This is a genomic window from Achromobacter marplatensis (assembly GCF_049060505.1).
GTDB lineage: Bacteria > Pseudomonadota > Gammaproteobacteria > Burkholderiales > Burkholderiaceae_B > Achromobacter > Achromobacter marplatensis_A.
In genome coordinates, this window is the sequence record NZ_JBMGRB010000011.1 from 61,077 (window position 1) to 78,887 (window position 17,811).

Consider the following 17,811-nt stretch of genomic DNA (forward strand, 5'->3'; position numbering starts at 1 on the left):
CCAGTCTTCCTCATGTCAGAACTTCCGCGTTTCGGACAACCCGATGCTCAGCCAGCGTGTGCGCGCCCGCGAGAAAATGCCCGAAGGGCTCTCCATCTTGTGTTCCGCCACCAATTCAAGGGTCTTGCTGTCGTAGATCTTGATGCGGTCGCCCCAGTACCCGGAACTCACGTACAAGTAGTTCCCGGTGCGGTTGTAATCGGGAAAGAAGGCATGCCCGCCGACGTCGAGCGTCTTGACGACCTCCAGCGTATTCTTGTCGATCAGCTGTATCCAAGCGGCCCGCTTGTCTTTGTCGACGATGTCGACCGCCACGTAGGGCGCGTTCGGGTGCGCCGCCGGCGATTCAGTCGCGCCTGCGACTGGAATCTGCTTGACGACCGAGAAGTCCTTCGTATCCCACACGGTGACCACCGAGCCCTTTCCGCAGGTGCCGATATTCGTGCCGAACGCCAGAAACCGCCCGTTGATCTCGGTCACCGCGCCCGACCCCACGTGGGGCTGGCAACCTGCCGGGATATCGCGCACCACCTTGTCTTCCTTCAGATCGATGGCGATGAGCTTGTCGTCGTCGTAGGAAGCGACCATGGAATAGCGGCCATCCGGCGTCAAGAAGGTGTCGTGAAGCATCCGTCCCACCTTGGCCAGCTTGGTAACGGGCATATCGGGCTTGTCGGGGTCGATGATCCAGATCTGGCCCGCCTGGCGCAGCGTCAGTGCAAACTTGTTATTGATCCGGCTGCCGATGACCGGCCCCCCCGCAGATTTCACGAACTTGCCATCCGGGTCCTCGCCTTCCAGATCCAGGTACTTGACCGGCTCCAGCGTGTCGGCCTTCAGGATGGCGACCGACTTGGGCACGAACGAGCTGATCGCCAGCCACTTGCCGTCGTTGGAGAGCGCGATGCCCGGGCCGGTCAGTCCGACCTTGGCCTTGCGCACGATTTTCAGCGTGTACAAGTCGATCTTGTAGACGGTGCCGTCATCGCTCTTGAGCCATGCCCAGCGTTCGGCCACCGGGCTGAAATCCATGATGTGCGGCGCCACCGGCGTGGCGATCTCGCCAACGATCTTGTTGGTCTTGCCATCCAGGAACACCGTCCGGGCATTGTTGCCTTCGTCGCCCCGGCCGTAGCGGCCGCGCGCCATGACCACCATCAGGTCATAAACCGAATCGATCGCATAGTTCGGCTTGTCGGGCAGGGTCGATTCATCGACAAGCACCTGAACGCTGGCACGGATCTCTTCCATGCCCCATTTCATGTCGGCCGCCGACTCGGTCTTGATCAGATGGGCCAGCGACCGGATGTCCTCGTCGGAAAGCCTGCCCATAAACGGGGGCATCAGCGTGTCGGCGATGCCGGTCATGATCGTGCCGCGCAGCGCGGCCTCGCTCTGGACCAGCCGGTCTTTGGTCAATGGCGGCGCGATGTACCCGCCGCGATCGGCGCCATGACAGACCGCGCAATTCTGATCAAACAATTTTTCGGCCCTGAGTTGCTCTTCTCTGGGCGCCCCCCACGCGGCGCCAACCAAGGCGGATAGCAGCGCCATGCCCACTAGCCTGATGTGCATTTGATTCCCTCCGTACCGATACGTGTGACAAATCCGTTGATAGGGACTGTGCCACCTCGGCCGCGCATCGATAAGGTACGGTTCCAGTACAAGGTTTGGTTACGGGAGCGCGTTGATTTTTCTCAACCCGACATGGCCGCCAGCAGACGTATGGTGAAGAAGTATGGTGCGGCGGTGGCGTTGTCGAGGCATGGCCGCACCGCCGCCTTCCCATCACGGCCGCACCCCATGTTTTCACTACCGATATTGTTGTCCACCGGAAACGGCACGACCTACAAGCAGCAGATCTCGCGACAGATAGAGGCCCTCATCCGGTCAGGAAGATTGCAGGACGGCGACCGGCTTCCTGCCATCAACCGCATGGCGACGCTGCTTCAGGTGTCGAAGAACACGATACTGGGCGCCTATGAATTGCTGATCGATTCCAACTTGGTTCAAAGCCAACCCAGCCGTGGCTATTTCGTTACGTTGAACCGGACTTTCGCGGTCGGCCAGGCTAGTCCGGAGTTTGTCCTGGACTGCACGCCGGTCTACCCCGATCCCGTCAGCCCCGCCCAGGCAAGCGGGGTCTATACCGTTCCCCCGACCGCCCCCATCCGTTTCGATTTCAAGGTCGGGCGGCCATCCCGTCATGCCTTCCCGCTACGCCACTTCACGACCTTGTCGAACCAACTGCTGCAGTGCGCTGGTTCCGCCATGGCCGACTATGCGCCGCCAGCGGGGTTGTGGGGCTTGCGCGTGCAGATTGCCGACTATCTATCGGCCGCCAAAGGATTGAAAGTCGATCCCGAGCAGGTGTTGATCACCGCGGGCAGCCAGGAAGGCATGAGCCTGATCACCTCGCACTTCCTCGACAGCGGCAGCGAGGCCGTCATGGAATCGCCCTGCTATGCGGGCTTCAAGAACCTGGTGCAACGGCATCATGCGAAGGCGGTCCCCATTCCCGTCGATACCGAGGGGATACGCACCGACCTGCTGCCGGAGCGGCCCGTCCGCCTTGCCTATGTCACACCCTCTCACCAGTATCCCCTGGGGTATACGATGTCGATGGCGCGCCGCCGACAGTTGCTGGAATGGGCCTTCCGCAACGGCGCCTTGGTCATCGAGGACGACTACGATGGCGACTTCTGCTACGAATCGGTGCTGCCGCCTCCGCTGATGGCAATGAACCCGCAACAGGTGATCTATCTGGGCACGTTTTCCAAGACCCTGGGGCCCGGCCTCAGGCTGGGATACATGGTCTGCCCTACTGCGCTCATCGACGACTTCGTTCAGCGCAAAGCCCTGCTCAACAATGGGAATCCCTGGTTGACCCAAGCGTTCATGGCCCGCTATTTCGACGAATGCAGCTTCACGCGCCACCTCCAGTTCCTGCGTCGTCGCTATCAAGAACAGCGCGACGAATTGCTGCGCGGGCTGCGAACGCTATGGAATGGCGCGGGCACCGTCAGTGGCCGGAACGCCGGCATGCACCTGGCGTTCCACCTGCCCGCCGACAGTCCCGATGCCGACGCTATTGCCAAAGCGGCTTTGCGGTACGGCATACGGCTTTATCCGTTGGCGCATGCCGCGTCCAGCGAATGCGACGTGACGGATCCCCGCTATCTGCTGTTCGGCTACGCCGGGCTCGATACGGTCGAAATCGCCGAAGCCATGTCGCTGCTGCAAACCGCCTGTAGGCAGATTTCCTGATCGCCGAAGTCGGCGGGGACGTACACGCGCCTAGCATTCAACCGCGTCACGGACAAGGACGGTTCACGCCATGCCGCAGGGGTACGCGCCGCTGGACAATTTATCCGGACAGGGACACAATTATTTTGTCCTATGACAAAACTCCGATCAGGTTTTTTGCCGTTGCGCCGGTCATGACCCGGCGTCTTGCCCTGAAGAGGTCTATCGATGCCCGACACCGCAGCCATGCTTTCCCGTCCTTCGCCCGGGGCCGTCCCCACAAATTGCGGCAACGGGCCGGAAAGCTTGCGGGGCAGGATCGGCGGGTCCGATCTGGCCTTTCTGCTGCTGACAGCGTCCTGCGCGGGTTATGCCCTGGTCCGATACGGCGAGGCGATGGACGGCTACGAAAAGGCCATCCTGATCGGCGCGGTGCCGGCGCTAGGCTGGATGGCGTGGCTATGGCGGCCGTTGCGAACGCTGATCCTGGTCTGCGGCGGCAGCGCGCTGCTGGCCGTATGGCTATACAGCGGCGGCGCGGGCCTGGACCAGGGCAACCTCCTGCGCGCCGACAATGTCCTGATCCTGAAGTACCTGCTGTCCTCGCAATCGGCAATCCTGTGGATGAGCTGCCTATTCGGGCTGGCCACGGCCTGCTATTGGATCGGCTTTATCAGCCCCACCTCGGCATGGTTGGGCACGGCGCTGACCTGGGGCGGCGTCTACGCCGGCTTCACCGGCCTGCTGGTGCGCTGGCGCGAAGGCCACCTGATGGGTCGGGACATCGGCCATGTGCCTGTCAGCAACCTGTACGAGGTCTTCGTCTTGTTTGCATTGGTCACGGCCTTGTTCTACCTGTATTACGAGCGCCGCTACGTCACCCGCGCGCTGGGCGGCTTCGTCATGCTGGTGGTGGCGTCGATGGTCATTTTTCTATTCTGGTATTCATTTGCACGGAATGGCCAGCAGATCCAGCCGCTTGTGCCCGCCCTGAAGAGCTGGTGGATGAAGCTGCATGTACCGGCCAATTTCATCGGCTACGGCACGTTTTCGCTGGCTGCCATGGTCGGCTTCGCCTATCTGGTCAAGTTCCATGGCCAAACACGTTCGTGGAAGCGCTTGGCACCCATGTTCCTATTGGGCGCCGCGCTGTGCATCGAACCCATGATGTTCGGTTCACGCCATGTCTCGGTCACCTGGGCGCTGTACTTCGGCGTCGGGGCGCTGGTCGTGGGCTTGATCCTGGCGCTGCGCGGCCCGATTGCGCGCCAGTTGCCATCCCTGCCGGTACTGGAAGATCTTATGTATCGCGCGATCGCCGTTGGATTCGCGTTCTTTACCGTCGCGACCGTGCTAGGTGCGCTCTGGGCCGCCGACGCGTGGGGAACCTACTGGCAGTGGGATCCCAAGGAAACCTGGGCGCTCATCGTCTGGCTGAACTATGCCGCCTGGCTGCACATGCGCCTGATCAAGGGATTGCGAGGCGTCGTGGCAGCCTATTGGGCCTTGGCTGGACTGCTGCTCACCAGTTTCGCGTTCCTGGGTGTAAACATGTTCCTCACCGGCCTGCATTCCTATGGAACCTTGTAGGCCTGACCTGCGGCATCGCGTCGAATTTTCCAAGCGTTGCAGCCGATGAGCCTGCCGCCGCCGCAAGCACCTATCGGGCCGCTGCAGCGTCGACCCCGTCCAGCCATGCCCGGAACACCGCGCCGGACGCGGCGGCCAAGCGCTCTTGCACGGCTTGCGCCTGCGCGCGCAGCGCGCGGGGATCGATGCCCGCCTGCGCCAGCTCGCAGGCATGGCCGACCAGCCAGCGTTCGATCAAACGGGTATCCGCTTCTAAGTGGAACTGCAGCCCCAACACCGAATCGCCCAATGAGAACGCCTGGTTCTGGCCGATCGCGGTCCCGGCCAGCCGCGTGGCGCCCGCAGGGATATCGAACTGATCGCCGTGCCAGTGCAGCACCGGCGTATCGCCCAGGCCCCCCAGCGCGGAATGGCGGCCTTCCTGCGTCAACTGCAACGGCCCGAAGCCGATCTCCTTGACGCCCATCGCATAGACTTTGGCGCCCAGCGCACGCGCCATCAATTGCGCGCCCAGGCATATCCCCAGAATGGGCCCGCCTGCGGCCAGGCGGCGCTGCACCAGGGCAAGTTCGTCTCCGATAAACGGATAGGCCGCGTCGTCGAAGGCGCCTATGGGACCGCCCAGCACGATCAGCAGGTCGGGCGCCAGCGCATCAAACGCCGGCAAATCCAGCGCCGTCGCGTCGACGTAACTCACGTCGTAACCGCGCTCACGCAGCAATGGTTCCAGCGTGCCCAGGTCTTCAAAGTGAAGATGGCGGATGGCGGTAGCGCTTCGGGTCATATCGGGACCATTCATTCAAAGAAGGTGTTGACGTTGCGCTCCAGGAGCGCGAAGGATGGCCAAGCAGGGCCGAAAGCGCTCACGAATCGGCGCCTTCCCCTTCCACCGTGGGCCAATAGTGGCTGTCTGGCAGGGCTCGCGCGCCAAAGATCGCCTGGCCGACCCGCACGAGCGTTGCGCCTTCCTCGATGGCGATCTCGAAATCACCGGACATGCCCATCGACAATGCGTCCAACGCGATGCCCGCCGGCGCGTCCTGCCGCAGTTGGTCGCGCAGTTTGCGCAACAGCACAAAACACTGGCGCACGCGTTCGGCCTCGGCCGAGAACAGGGCCAGCGTCATGAGTCCGCGCACGCGCAAAGCCGAAAAGCCCGGCAACGCCCGCAGGAAAGCCGGTACGTCGTCGGGGTGCAGGCCGTATTTGCTGGCCTCGCCCGACGTGTTCACTTGCACGAACACGTCAAGCCCACGGCCTTCGGCCTGCAGCCGCCGCTCCAGCGCTTCGGCCACGCGCAGGCTGTCCAGGGCCTGGAATTCGGTCGCAAAACGCGCCACCAGCTTCGCCTTGTTGGTCTGCAAGTGGCCGATCACGGACCACTGCAGGTCATGCAGGTCCTGCGTAGCTTCCCATTTGCGGTAGGCCTCCTGCGGCTTGTTCTCGCCCAACAGCCGGCAGCCTGCCGCGTGGGCCAGGCGGATGCTGGCCTCGGGCTTGGTCTTGCTGACGGGCAACAAGCGAACCTCGGCAGGATCGCGCCCGACCCGGCCACACGCCGCCGCGATGCGCGCATGCACCGCCGCCAGGTTGTGGCGAAAATCCTCAACCGACTCGGCTTCCGGCCAGCGGTTGTGCAGGTCATGCAGCGGCTGCGTCTGGGACGTGCTGGGGGAAGTGTCTGCATTCACGGTTCGAGCCTCAAAGATATGATTTTGTCATAGGACAAAGTTTAGCATGGCCGCTGCCGTTTCCAGCGGCAGCCCGCGGCAGGGGTGAGCGACCGAGGTTCCCCCCGAATCGGGCACGCAGCCCGGAATATGTTACAAATTTCCCAAGCCAAGGTTTCATGCCGGATACGGTACGCTTGGCGACGTGGTCCTACGCTGGCGAATACGGGGTTTGCATTGGAACCGGGAGCGCAAGTCCATGCCGCTGACTTACCTAGAAGCGTCCCTGATTGGCGTTACGGCGCTGTTGTCTGTCGCGTCGATCCTTCTGACGATAACCGCGCGCAAGGCCCAAGCCGAAGCCCGCGCCTTGCGCGCGCAGGCATCGAAAGTTGACGCATCCACCGCCGTACCGATACAGCTTCTGGACGCGACTCCCACGCTGATCGCCGCCCTGGACGAAAAGCACCATTACCTTCGTGTCAATCAGGCGTTCGAACAGCTGGTCGGATTGGACCGTGCCCGCCTTATCGGCGTCCGGGCGGGTTCCTTGCCTGGCGCGGCAGGGTCTCTTGGCACGCAACTTGAACATTTCGCTGCGCGCTGCATCTCGACGAACCTGCCGATATCCGAAGAAATCAAGGTCACCCCCCGCCATGGCCCGCCCATGGATGGGCACTTGACCGCCGAGCCGTTCTACGACGACGACCACACGCCCGCAGGGGTGCTCATCGCGCTGGCTGATGTCACCGATCGCACTTCCGCCGAGCGCGAAACGCGGCAGTTGAAGGCCGCCATTGATGATTTGATCGACACGCTTCCGCTGGCGTTGTTCCGCATCCGCGAAGAGCCGGGAGGACACCGTTGGGTGCCATATATCGTGGGCCATACGGAACGCTTCCTGCGCCTATCGGCCGCCGACATCACGAAGTTTTCCAGCTCGGGAAACCTGCCCAGCATCCTGGAATCCCATTGGCGGGCGGCCAATGCCGCAGCCGACGAATCCAGCGCGACGGGCGGACCTATCCGGATCGATCTGCCATCGCACCGCCCGACAGACAACGGATGGGTGCGCATCGGCACCGCCGCCCCGCGCCGGCTTCCGGACGGATCAATGGAATGGAACGGCTATCTGGCCGACGTGACGCGCGAGCATCGCGATACGTTGGCGCTGAGCGAAGCCAAGGCTGCGGCGGAAGCCAATGCGCAAGCGAAATCCCGCTTCCTGGCTGCCATGAGCCATGAAATCCGCACGCCGTTGGCAACGGCCCTTGGCGCACTGGAGTTGCTAAGCGACACCCGCTTGGACGACTACCAACGCCAGCAGGTAGACCTGGCAGACAGCGCCTCGCGCCTCCTCATTGAGATCCTTGGCGATATCCTGGATTTCTCGCGCCTGGAAGACGCGCCGGTGTCGGTCGAGGCCATTCCGTATTCCTTGCGCGAGCTGCTGGACCAGGTCTTGCACATTTTCTCTGCGCGCGCAGTCGCGAAGGGGCTGACGCTTGACCTGCGCGTTGCGCCCGACGTGGCCGCCGAATACCTGGGCGACCCTGTCCACGTAAAGCAGATCGTGTTGAACCTGGTCGGCAACGCGATCAAATTCACCTCGACAGGCGGCGTCGCCGTAGTGGTCGACACGCTACCGCCCTCCCCCCAGGCTGGACCCGCCGTTCAAGCTGTTCTGCTTTCCGTTTCGGATACCGGCATCGGCATCCCGCTTGAAGCGCAAAGCCGGCTGTTTCGCCCCTTCTCGCAAGCCGACGTCTCTACCGCCCGCCAGTATGGCGGCAGCGGCTTGGGCCTTGCCATCTGCCGGCGCCTGGCGCTCTTGATGGGCGGCGACATACATGTGCAAAGCGCCGACGGCCAAGGCAGCCGCTTCGACGTCCGATTGCCCATGCCCGTGCGGCAAGCGCCTCTAGCCGATTCGGCGTTGCGCGGCAAACGCCTGTCCGTCTCCGTTAGCCGCGAAGCGGACAATGCCGCCCTTTGCGCTTACGCGCGCGCCGCCGGGATGCTTCCCGTGGGACCCGACGAAGATGCCGATCTACGCATCGTCGAAGCGCCCGACGCGCCGCCGCCGCCCTTGGATGGGCCTTTGCGCGCCCGGCGGATCCTGTTCACGGGAAGGCCGGACAGCACGCCAAAATCGGAACCCGGGGCGCCTGCCCTGAGCGGCGGGCCGATACGCTGGAGCGAGTTTCAGCGCGTGTGTCTTGGCGCGTTGCAGACCGAGCATCTTGTTACCAACCCCCTACATAACGTGGGAGAGAATGCACCGCGTCCTGCGAACGGCCGCATTCTGGTCGTCGAGGATCATTTGCCCTATCAGATCGTGATTCGCAATATGCTGATGAAATTGGGAGTCCGGGCCGACGTGGTCGCTGACGGCCATCAAGCGCTTGCCCAGCTGGAACAAGTACCTTACGCGCTGATGTTCACGGACTTCCATATGCCAGACATGGACGGCTTCGAGCTGACCCGCCGCGTGCGATCGCATGCCGACCCACGCATACGCGAACTTCCCGTTGTCGCGCTAAGCGCCGATGTCTCGTCGCAGCACATCGAGCGTTTCCAGGAGGTGGGCCTGAATGACTTTCTGGTAAAGCCGGTGAATCTGGCCACCTTGCGTGCATGTTTAGAGAAATGGAGTCGCCCTTGACTACTGTACTCGTCGTAGACGACCACCCTTCCCTGCGTCTGGTTCTAAAAACCCACCTCACGCAAGTACTAGGCATCACCGGCATCCTGGAAGCCGACAACGGCCAGTCTACGATCCAGACCGTAAAGGACCGCCAGCCCGGCCTGGTAATACTGGACATCGATATTCCAAAGATCAATGGACTGGACGTGATTCCGCGGATCCGCGCACTTCAGCCCGACATCCGCATCCTTGTGGTATCGGGCCAAGACCAGGCTACCTTCGCGCCTCGGGTCAAGATGGCCGGTGCCAACGGGTACGTCAGCAAATCCCAGGAGATCTCCGAGATCATCCGGTGCGTGGAAGCCATCCTGGCGGGCTACACGGTGTTCCCGAATACCGAAGGAGCGCAATCCACACGCGTCGGCACCAGCGGCCAGGGCGTAGACCGGCTGAACCGGCTTTCCGACAAAGAAATCGTCATCATGCAAATGCTGGCGCGTGGCATGTCGAACAAAGAAATCGGCGATGCGCTTTTCATCAGCAACAAAACGGTCAGCACCCACAAGACCCGGATCATGGCCAAGCTGGAAGTGCACACGCTGCTGGAACTGATCGACTTCGCCCGCCAATGCCAGATCGCCCGCTGATGGGCTGCCCCTTATGGAAAACAGGATGAACCTTGCCCTCGTTATCGGCCGGCGTCCCGAGCGGTTGCGCGAACTCGCCGAACGCCTGGAAGGCCTGGGCCTGGCAGTCGATACCTGCGCGGATGCGGCCGCGTTATCCGGCTACCCCGCCGCACCGCGCGTGGTCCTCTGGGACGAAGATACCTCCCTCGAAGCCCGCACCGCAGTACCGGGGCCGGTCGCGGCCGCGCCGATCCGCTTGAAGGTTTCGGCTTCCGGCGCCTCCTGCGGGGACATCAACGCGGCGACCTTGCCATCGGCCACCGAAGCGGCATTGTTGCAAGCGTTGCTACAGGCCGGCTACGGCCTGCCGGAAGATAGCGAATGCGCCGCCATACGCCAGACCTTGCATGACCTGGTCGACGGCGATTCGACGATCGTGGCCGAATTGATCGGTAGCCTTCTCGATACCGGGCAAGCCGACTTGGCCGACTACCGTGCCCGCTGCGCGCAAGCAAACTGGGTCGCCGCCGGATCGTTGGCGCATCGCATCAAGGGCACGGCACGCATGGCGGGATGCGCGTCATTGGTCCGTATATCCGAACGTATCGAAGCCGCCTCCCGCAACGAAAGCGGCGAAGCGGTCATGCGCCTGAATGCGCTGTTTGAACCCGCGCTCCAGAGGCTTTGCACCGAACTCAGCCGCCTGCGCCAGCCCTGCTGACAGGCACCCCGACGTGAGACGGGCCGCTATCGCGATGCATCAGCGTGGCGATGGCCCGATTCAACGAATCCAGGTTCACCGGCTTGATCAGGATCTCATCCATGCCAGCATCCCGGGCACGATCGATTTCCGCGTCGTGCGCGCCTGCGGTGTAACCCAAGATGGGCAGCTTTGCAGCCGCTCCGCCACGTTGCCGCAAGGTTCGGGCGAACGTGTAGCCATCCATCACAGGCATGGCGCAATCGCACACCACGATGTCGAACGCCCGCGCGTCCATCAGCGTGAGCGCTTCCAGTCCATTGCCTGCCGAAGACACGCGGTGGCCCAATTTCTCTAGTTGGCGCCGCAAGAGCAGCACATTGGACGCCTGGTCATCCACGATCAGCACGTCCAGCCCGGTACAGACCGGCGCCGCCGGCTTGACAGGCACCGCGTCGCATACCGATTCGGGCTGCGCGGCCGCCACAGGCAACGACAGGCGCACCGACATGGTGGTGCCAACCCCCAGCTCACTGTCGATCTGTATCGTGCCGCCCATCTTCTTGACCAGACGATCACAGATCGACAACCCCAAGCCCGTGCCGCGGTCCATGGCACGGATCGTCTCCTGGACCTGAACGAACGGCTCCAACAGCGTATCCAACGCCTGGCTCGGAATGCCGACCCCGGTATCGACGACTTTTAGCAAAACCGTCTGGCGGTCCCCTTCCCGAAGCTCGGCTTCCACATGGACCCGGATCGACCCGCGTTCCGTGAAACGAATCGCATTCGACACGAAATTGTTCAAGATCTGCTTCAACCGCAGCGGGTCCACGGAATGCGCGGGCGCCATGCGCTCGGGCCGCACGATCGTCAGCGTCAAGTCCAGCCCCTTTGCGGCGGCGATCGGCTGGAACACATCCACGACATCCTCGGTCAGTTGGCACAGATTGGTTGGCTGCGGCAAGAACTGAAACTTGCCGGCCTCCATTTTGGACAGGTCCAATAAGTCGCCGATCAGCGCCAGCAGCGACTGCGAGGCGCTATAGGCCGTGGTCAACTGCAGACGATCCTGTTCGGGCAGGTCCGCGTGCGACAACGTGAGTTCCAGCATGCCCATAATCGCGTTCATCGGCGTCCGGATCTCGTGGCTGATGGAAGCCAGGAACGTCGTTTTGGTCCGGTTGGCGCCTTCCGCGCGGTCCCGGGCCACCGCAAGCTCCTTCATGACGCGCTGCCGCTGCGTAATATCCATCCAGCCGCCCACGACGCCCACCACGGCGCCGCCAGCATTGCGCAACGGCTCAATCCAGTGTTGCACATCCATTGCCCGGCCAGAGACGTGCACGGTCCTGTCCTTGCTTAGCGGCAGCCCGGTGGCCAACACCTGCCGATAGTCCTCTTCGATCTCGGCGGACTCCACTTCCCTGACCATCAATTCCGCCGCGGCCGTCACCGACTTGGTCCGCAGCTGTTTCCTGGACCGGTTCAACAGGCGTTCGAACGCACTGTTGCAGGCCAGGAAATTCAGGTCGGCGCCGCGCAGGACGATGGGCTGGGGAATGGCGTCGAGCACGCCCGTTTGAAACGCCACGAGGTCCTTCAGGCGTTGTTCCGAACGCTTGTGCTGCGCGTTTTTCCGGCGCAGCAGCAACAACGCAACCGATGCCGCGACAAACCCTGCCAGACAGACCCATGACACCAGCCCGCCCCACATGCCTGCCAGCGCGCCGCTCAGTGCGAACACGAAATCGGTAGCCACCATATACGCGGGAATGGCGCAGACTACCGCGACTTTGCCCAGCCGCCGGGCCGGTCTGGCCACGGAAGGCTGGAATGCAGGAACGAGTGGGGCGGGATCCATGATCAGATTATCTAAATGGGAATATGCACACGGATAATCTAGAGTTTCCCGCCCCGCTCAGACTGTGGAAATTTCTGAATCCCCTGTAGAAATTTCCCACCCAATACGCACGCCGGGAATGTGAAATTTCCTACATATGCCGCCGCATGGAACGGATAGAGTCCGCGCATCCATCCCCCCGGAGACATGCGCAATGAGCGGCCAAGCGGAAATCGAGAAAATTGGTCAGATGAGCGAACGCGGCGTCATCGCCATGCTGCGTGACCCGTTGCAATTTCACTTGGTGTTCCAACCTCAGATCGACCTGATCAACGGCGGCATCGAATCCGCCGAGGCTCTTGCCCGTTGGCAACACCCGGCCTGGGGCCCGGTTCCCGCCAGCCGATTGATCCGGATGATCAGCGACCTGCGGCTTCAAAGCGCGTTATTCCAGCGGGTGACCGAATTGGTGTTGGAAGCGTCGAAAGCGCTTAGCGACGTCGGGGCGCATCTGCCCCTGGCAATCAATGCGTGCGCCACCACCCTGGCCAACCCCGATAATCCCGCTTTCTTGCGTGACGAAGCCTTGCGGCAAGGTGTCGCGCTACGGTTCGTCAAGGTTGAGCTGACGGAAAGCACGCCGGTTGCCGATCTGCCAGCCCTGAAAACCTCGTTGGCCCGTTTGAAGCAATGGGGCTGCGAGATATCCATGGATGACTTCGGGGCGGGTTACGCCAACCTGACCACGCTTATCGGCTTGACCATCGACGAGCTGAAACTGGACAAGGCATTCGCAGCCAGCGTGAGAACGAGCCTGGTCGCCCGGCAATCGGTCAGGTTCGCCCTGGCGCTGGCCGCGGACATGGGGTGGCGCGTGGTGGCAGAAGGCATTTCCTGTGCGGCAGAGCTGCGCATGATGCGCGTGCTGGGATGCCGGCATGGGCAGGGGTTTCACCTTGGCGGCCCGATACCATTGGGCCAGTTGATCAGCCTTGCCCGGATTGCCGGTAGATGATGTTCCCGGCCATGATCGCATCGATCATGATTGCCAAGTCGTTCTTGCTGCGATAAGTAGAGGCGTCAATGATGCCGTGAGCGCCAGCCAGCAAGATCAGATCGCTAACCTCTGGCCATTCCCCCATGACCCTGACGGCGATCTTCGCCTGCGGGAACAACGCCCGCACCCGCGCCGTGGCGGCCAGGCATTTGGTCTTGCTGCCCGTGACGTCTAGCAGAACCAGTTCCGGGTGATTCGAATACCGGTCCAACTCGAAGAATCGAAGGTCGGCGGCGTCAAGCACCCATAGCGCTGAGTCCGGATACCGCTGCAACTGCAGATGAAAAGCCCCGTAAGTCGCCAAGCTATCCGAAATGATCAATGCACGCGCCACCATACCTGTGCCCTCCTTTCTGCTACCGCACCACCCGGATGGCGAACACCGCATCCCGACAGTCAAGTCTGCAACAGTTGCCCCTCGAATCGTTTGTCGAAATTTCCCAATGTTCTGAGGAAAATTCTCAGCCTGCCGTGTGGTCCGGTGCTGCTTTTGTGGGTATGCGTTCGGAATCTTCCTCAAACAAGCGGTGATGTTTCCTACATCCACGGTATGGCATCACGCACATACTCGGCGGTAAATGTCGCGCGTCAGACTCCCGTCTTCCCGGAGATCCAACCAAGGCCACTCGTAAAATCATGATGTCCAGCTTCTTCCCTGCGAGCGGGTGCAGCTTCGCCTCGAACAACCAACCGCACGCCTTGCCCCAGACCCCCGTGCTGACGTCGGCAAGGTCGCATCGCTTGCGCACCCCAGGTTCGGCGCTTCCCCCGCCGGTCCTTGCAATGGTGGCTGATCGCCAATTCAGCGCGTTACGGGCCTGGCGCACGCATCGTGGCCTTTCCTTGTCGTCCGTTCAGCAGCGCACGCACATGCTGAATCCCACGCTATCCGCGCTTGACCGCGGCGATGTGGAACTGTGCGAATGGACCGTGGAACTCTTCTCCAAAGCGTTGCGCGTCGACGCCGCGCTGCTCTTGGCGGCACAGACGCTATTGGCCCAGACACGCGCCACTGACGTACCCCATTCGGAAATCTGCGGCTCCCATCCGGGTTTGAGATCCCCGTTTTCGGGATAAATTGAACCGCCTTGGCCAAGAAAGCGGATTAGCCCAGTGCGTGCGCTAACCCCTTGTTTTCATTGACCGGCCGCACCCGCGCCACCCGTCCGCCCCCTGATGAAACAGACGCACCGCCGGCCCGCCACGCCATGGAATCGGCAGGCCTGATTTTCGAAAGCGGTATCATGACGTCACCCTAAATAACCGGATCGGTCGTCGTGTCAAAACCCGTATTGCTGCTGGCGCTAGCCCTTGTATTGGCTGGCTGTTCCAAAGAAGAAACATCGCCTTGGACCCGCCTGCAAGCAGCGACGCCGCAATTGAAGGTGGCGGCAAACACCCCGGATGCCGCCGTGAAATCCTGGTGGCATGTCCGCGACGAGCAAGAGCGATACGCCGTCACCGTCTGCAAGGAAACCGCCGAGCTATACCGCCCGCTCCACGCCGCCCGCGACGGCTTGTCGACGGGAGCGCTCCAGGCCAATCTGGCTGCCAACGATGACTGCGATCCGCAGAGCTACGAACGCGAAATCGTGAACGTCGATGTCCAATCCGACACCCGCGCACTCGTCGTCGCCCACATTCGGAATTCCAAGCCGCCCACCCCCGGCTATGTCGTGAACATCGATGAACGCGACAAGAAAGAACGGGGGGTACGCATGCAGTACCTGCTTGAACGCGGCGACAACACGCAAGCGTGGAAAATCGCTCAGGTATACGGCCAGAATCGGTACTGCACGGTTGCGCCCGTGAATGGCTGGTGCCCGCTGTACAACCCTAGCCCGGGCTCTGCCCATACGTATGTCTTCGAGCCCGATCAGTAGGGCCTGACGGCAATACGCGAGCCGGCACGCGCGGCGGAATCAGTTGACGGTAACGCCCGCCTCGCGCACCACCTCGCCCCAAAGCGAAATTTCCTTCACGATCTGATCACGGAAGTCCTTCGGACTGCCGGGCGCAGCCGCCTCGCCCGTCGCCTTCAGCCGGTCCGCCATCTCGGGTTGCACCACCGCGGCATTGATCGCCGCATTCAGTTTGGCCTGAATCGCGGGCGGCACGCCCTTGGGCGCAATAATGCCGTACCACACCGTCACGTCATACGGCACCCCGGCCTCTCGCACGGTCGGGATATCCGGCGCCGACGACACGCGCTGCGGCAGCGTCACCGCCAGCACCTTCAAGCGCTTGTCCGCCCGATACGGCAGCGTGGAACCCGCCGTCGTCAACATCGCGTCGACCTGACCCGATACGGTGTCCGTCAACGCCGGCGCCGAGCCCTTGTACGGCACGTGGATCATGGAAATCCCCGCCGTCTTCAAGAGGGCTTCGGTCGCCAGATGCGAAATGCCGCCCGTGCCGGACGACGCATACGTCAGCACACCCGGCTTCTGCTTGGCCAGGGCGACCAGTTCGCCCAACGTCTCTACCGGCACCTTCGGATTGACGGACACGAAAAACGGAGCGCGGGCGATCATCCCGATCGGCGTCATGTCGCCTACCGGATCAAACGGTAGCTTGTACAGGCTGGGGTTCACTGAATAGCTGTTGGAAATCAAGGTCAGGGTGTAGCCGTCGGGCGCAGCGCGCAGGCCCTGCTCCACCCCCAGCTTGCCGCCGGCGCCAGGACGGTTTTCGACCACCACCGGTTGCTTCAGGCCGTCGGACAGCAGCTGCCCCAGCAGACGGGCGATTCCGTCGTTGCCGCCGCCCGCCGCGAACGGCACGATCAGCTTGATCGGCTGCGACGGATACTCGTCGGCATGCGCCGGGCCTGCCATCAGGCCCAGCATCAGCGCGACCGGCAGCAACGTCCGGGCCGCCTTCCCACGCATCGCATGAATTCTGGACTGCTTCGTCATCCCTCTCTCCTCGTTGACGTCATCGCGCATCGCATGGCGCGAATCTCTTATGTATCGGCGCATTTGGAGGCGCCTGGCGTCGCGAAGTATGCCTTATCCGGTGCAGGCCCAAAGTCCGTCAAAAAAAAACGCGGCGGGCTCGGTTTCGGCGTTACGAAATCAACGAAAATCCGTACCCGTCTGTGCGAATGGTCGTTCCCGTGGAACCCACGCGGGGCTCGCCGTTACGCCGCAATTGCATTTGTAATACCCATTGACGGGGAGGCCCTTTTTTACGGGAAACTAGTCACCGGCACATGAAATTTCGGTACGGACAACATCGGCTTCGGACGACTTCCTACCGTCAAACGGAGTCCTTACGATGTCAACTACGTACCCGGCGTAGGTCACCCCTCACCACGTATAGACAAGCGATATGGAACAGTCGACTCTGGATGGTTACACGCCAAATAACCCCGCTATTTACATTTCTGGCGGGATCGGCGATGGCATCCTCAATATGGTCTTCGCGCGGGCCTTGGCCGAACACGCCGGAACCGCCGTCACGCTTCTCATGACGCAGCCGGAGGCATCGCTGGCGCTGTTTCGGGCCCAGTCCTATGTAAAAGAAGTTGTCCCGCTGAAAGAAATCAGCAGGTTACAGGGTCGAACACGCGTCACCGAGGCAAGCCGTGTGTTGGCGGCAGGCGCCTACGACGCGCTTTTTCTGTTCACTTTCCGGTCGCACATCGCAGCGGCGGCTCGTCTTGCGGGCATCCCGCAGCGAGTCGGTTATCTGCGCTGGCATCACCCGCATTTTGCGCGTTGGCTAACGGACCGGGTTTGGGTTCGGCGCAAAGGGACACCGCACCCCGATACCCACACCTGGCTGCCGGAGGTATTACGCAAGGTGGGCTGCCCCTACGAGGCCCGCTATCCTTCACTCGATATCGCCCCCCGCGCCCTTGATATCGCCCGGCAACTCACGCACGGCCTGCCGCGGATGGTCGGTTTTGGCCTGAACGCCTCTGCCCCCGCACGGCGCTATGCCGCGCAGGCCTATGCGCAGGTCGCCCGAATCTTGCACGAACGCGACCCCGACCTGGCGTTTCTACTATGCGGCGCCAGCGATGTACAACACATCGCGCAAGAGCTTCGCGCCGCGTTACCGCCGTCGATCCGTATCCTCGACATCACGCAAGGCGACACGGACATTTGCGTAAGCCAAGCGCTGATCGCCCGAACCTTGGCCTTTGCGACCAATGACAGCATGGGGATGCACATCGCCGTTGCCCATGGCGTACCGACGATCGGACTGTTTGGATGCAGCCCCGTCATGCGCTACGCGCCCTGCCTGCATCCGCTTGAACCCTCGGACGGACCAGGCATGAACGGAATTTCGCCTTCGGTCGTGGCCGAGGCAATCTGGCGCCAACTGCCCGGCGCGGCTCCCGTCTAAACCTGAAATGGGGGCTCCCGGCGTTGTCGCCACAGCCCGAAAATGACAAAGGCCGTCAGTGATTACTATCACT

General features: G+C 62.2%; 15 protein-coding genes. 9 read left to right on the forward strand and 6 right to left on the reverse strand.

The window, feature by feature from the left end; genetic code table 11:
* Window positions 1-15: 15 nt before the first annotated feature.
* Window positions 16-1,575 carry a cytochrome D1 domain-containing protein gene (locus ACI0FO_RS24605; protein WP_416031058.1) on the reverse strand — a complete coding sequence of 520 codons (1,560 nt, stop codon included), beginning with the start codon at window positions 1,573-1,575 and terminating at the stop codon, window positions 16-18.
* Between the two features lie 150 nt (window positions 1,576-1,725).
* Here ACI0FO_RS24605 and ACI0FO_RS24610 point away from each other — a divergent pair, with 150 nt between their 5' ends.
* Both ACI0FO_RS24610 and ccsB read left to right on the forward strand, forming a co-directional pair.
* Window positions 1,726-3,267 (forward strand): PLP-dependent aminotransferase family protein, encoded by a 1,542-nt coding sequence (locus ACI0FO_RS24610; RefSeq protein ID WP_416031059.1) that lies wholly within the window; start codon window positions 1,726-1,728, stop codon window positions 3,265-3,267.
* A 225-nt stretch (window positions 3,268-3,492) separates the two neighbouring features.
* Entirely contained in the window at window positions 3,493-4,836 is a 1,344-nt protein-coding gene (ccsB, locus tag ACI0FO_RS24615; RefSeq protein WP_416031327.1) for a c-type cytochrome biogenesis protein CcsB, read from the forward strand.
* A gap of 70 nt (window positions 4,837-4,906) precedes the next feature.
* On the opposite strand, the gene ACI0FO_RS24620 is transcribed toward ccsB, so the two are convergent.
* Together ACI0FO_RS24620 and ACI0FO_RS24625 are read right to left on the reverse strand one after the other, a co-directional pair.
* Window positions 4,907-5,620: a glutamine amidotransferase gene (locus ACI0FO_RS24620; RefSeq protein ID WP_416031061.1), complete on the reverse strand. Its 714-nt coding sequence runs from the start codon at window positions 5,618-5,620 to the stop codon at window positions 4,907-4,909.
* A 79-nt stretch (window positions 5,621-5,699) separates the two neighbouring features.
* Window positions 5,700-6,527, reverse strand: a complete 828-nt coding sequence (locus tag ACI0FO_RS24625; protein ID WP_416031062.1) for a YggS family pyridoxal phosphate-dependent enzyme — start codon at window positions 6,525-6,527, stop codon at window positions 5,700-5,702.
* Between the two features lie 238 nt (window positions 6,528-6,765).
* On the opposite strand from ACI0FO_RS24625, the gene ACI0FO_RS24630 reads away from it, so the two are divergent.
* The 3 genes from ACI0FO_RS24630 to ACI0FO_RS24640 are packed head-to-tail and all read left to right on the forward strand — an operon-like array spanning window position 6,766 to window position 10,503.
* The gene (locus ACI0FO_RS24630) at window positions 6,766-9,171 is read left to right on the forward strand and encodes an ATP-binding protein (protein ID WP_416031064.1); all 2,406 of its coding nucleotides are present in this window, start codon (window positions 6,766-6,768) and stop codon (window positions 9,169-9,171) included.
* On the forward strand, window positions 9,168-9,800 hold the full coding sequence (locus tag ACI0FO_RS24635; RefSeq protein ID WP_416031066.1) for a response regulator: 633 nt from the start codon (window positions 9,168-9,170) through the stop codon (window positions 9,798-9,800). The genes ACI0FO_RS24630 and ACI0FO_RS24635 overlap by 4 nt, the downstream gene beginning before the upstream one ends.
* Before the next feature lie 25 nt (window positions 9,801-9,825).
* Window positions 9,826-10,503 carry an Hpt domain-containing protein gene (locus tag ACI0FO_RS24640; RefSeq protein ID WP_416031068.1) on the forward strand — a complete coding sequence of 226 codons (678 nt, stop codon included), beginning with the start codon at window positions 9,826-9,828 and terminating at the stop codon, window positions 10,501-10,503.
* On the opposite strand, the gene ACI0FO_RS24645 is transcribed toward ACI0FO_RS24640, so the two are convergent.
* Entirely contained in the window at window positions 10,478-12,346 is a 1,869-nt protein-coding gene (locus ACI0FO_RS24645) for an ATP-binding protein (protein ID WP_416031070.1), read from the reverse strand. The two genes, ACI0FO_RS24640 and ACI0FO_RS24645, sit on opposite strands and share 26 nt — an antisense overlap.
* A 193-nt stretch (window positions 12,347-12,539) precedes the next feature.
* Here ACI0FO_RS24645 and ACI0FO_RS24650 point away from each other — a divergent pair, with 193 nt between their 5' ends.
* Window positions 12,540-13,340: an EAL domain-containing protein gene (locus ACI0FO_RS24650; RefSeq protein ID WP_416031071.1), complete on the forward strand. Its 801-nt coding sequence runs from the start codon at window positions 12,540-12,542 to the stop codon at window positions 13,338-13,340.
* Here ACI0FO_RS24650 and ACI0FO_RS24655 read toward each other — a convergent pair.
* A complete protein-coding gene (locus tag ACI0FO_RS24655) occupies window positions 13,312-13,719 on the reverse strand; it encodes a hypothetical protein (protein WP_416031073.1) in 408 nt (135 codons plus the stop codon). The genes ACI0FO_RS24650 and ACI0FO_RS24655 overlap by 29 nt on opposite strands.
* 533 nt (window positions 13,720-14,252) lie before the next feature.
* On the opposite strand from ACI0FO_RS24655, the gene ACI0FO_RS24660 reads away from it, so the two are divergent.
* Window positions 14,253-14,459 (forward strand): hypothetical protein, encoded by a 207-nt coding sequence (locus ACI0FO_RS24660; protein ID WP_416031075.1) that lies wholly within the window; start codon window positions 14,253-14,255, stop codon window positions 14,457-14,459.
* Window positions 14,460-14,659: 200 nt separating this feature from the next.
* Window positions 14,660-15,265, forward strand: a complete 606-nt coding sequence (locus ACI0FO_RS24665) for a hypothetical protein (protein ID WP_416031077.1) — start codon at window positions 14,660-14,662, stop codon at window positions 15,263-15,265.
* A gap of 39 nt (window positions 15,266-15,304) precedes the next feature.
* Here ACI0FO_RS24665 and ACI0FO_RS24670 read toward each other — a convergent pair whose 3' ends face one another.
* On the reverse strand, window positions 15,305-16,300 hold the full coding sequence (locus ACI0FO_RS24670; RefSeq protein WP_416031079.1) for a Bug family tripartite tricarboxylate transporter substrate binding protein: 996 nt from the start codon (window positions 16,298-16,300) through the stop codon (window positions 15,305-15,307).
* 415 nt (window positions 16,301-16,715) lie between these two features.
* Between ACI0FO_RS24670 and ACI0FO_RS24675 the strand changes: the two genes are divergently transcribed.
* Window positions 16,716-17,738 carry a glycosyltransferase family 9 protein gene (locus ACI0FO_RS24675; protein WP_416031081.1) on the forward strand — a complete coding sequence of 341 codons (1,023 nt, stop codon included), beginning with the start codon at window positions 16,716-16,718 and terminating at the stop codon, window positions 17,736-17,738.
* Window positions 17,739-17,811 lie beyond the last annotated feature (73 nt).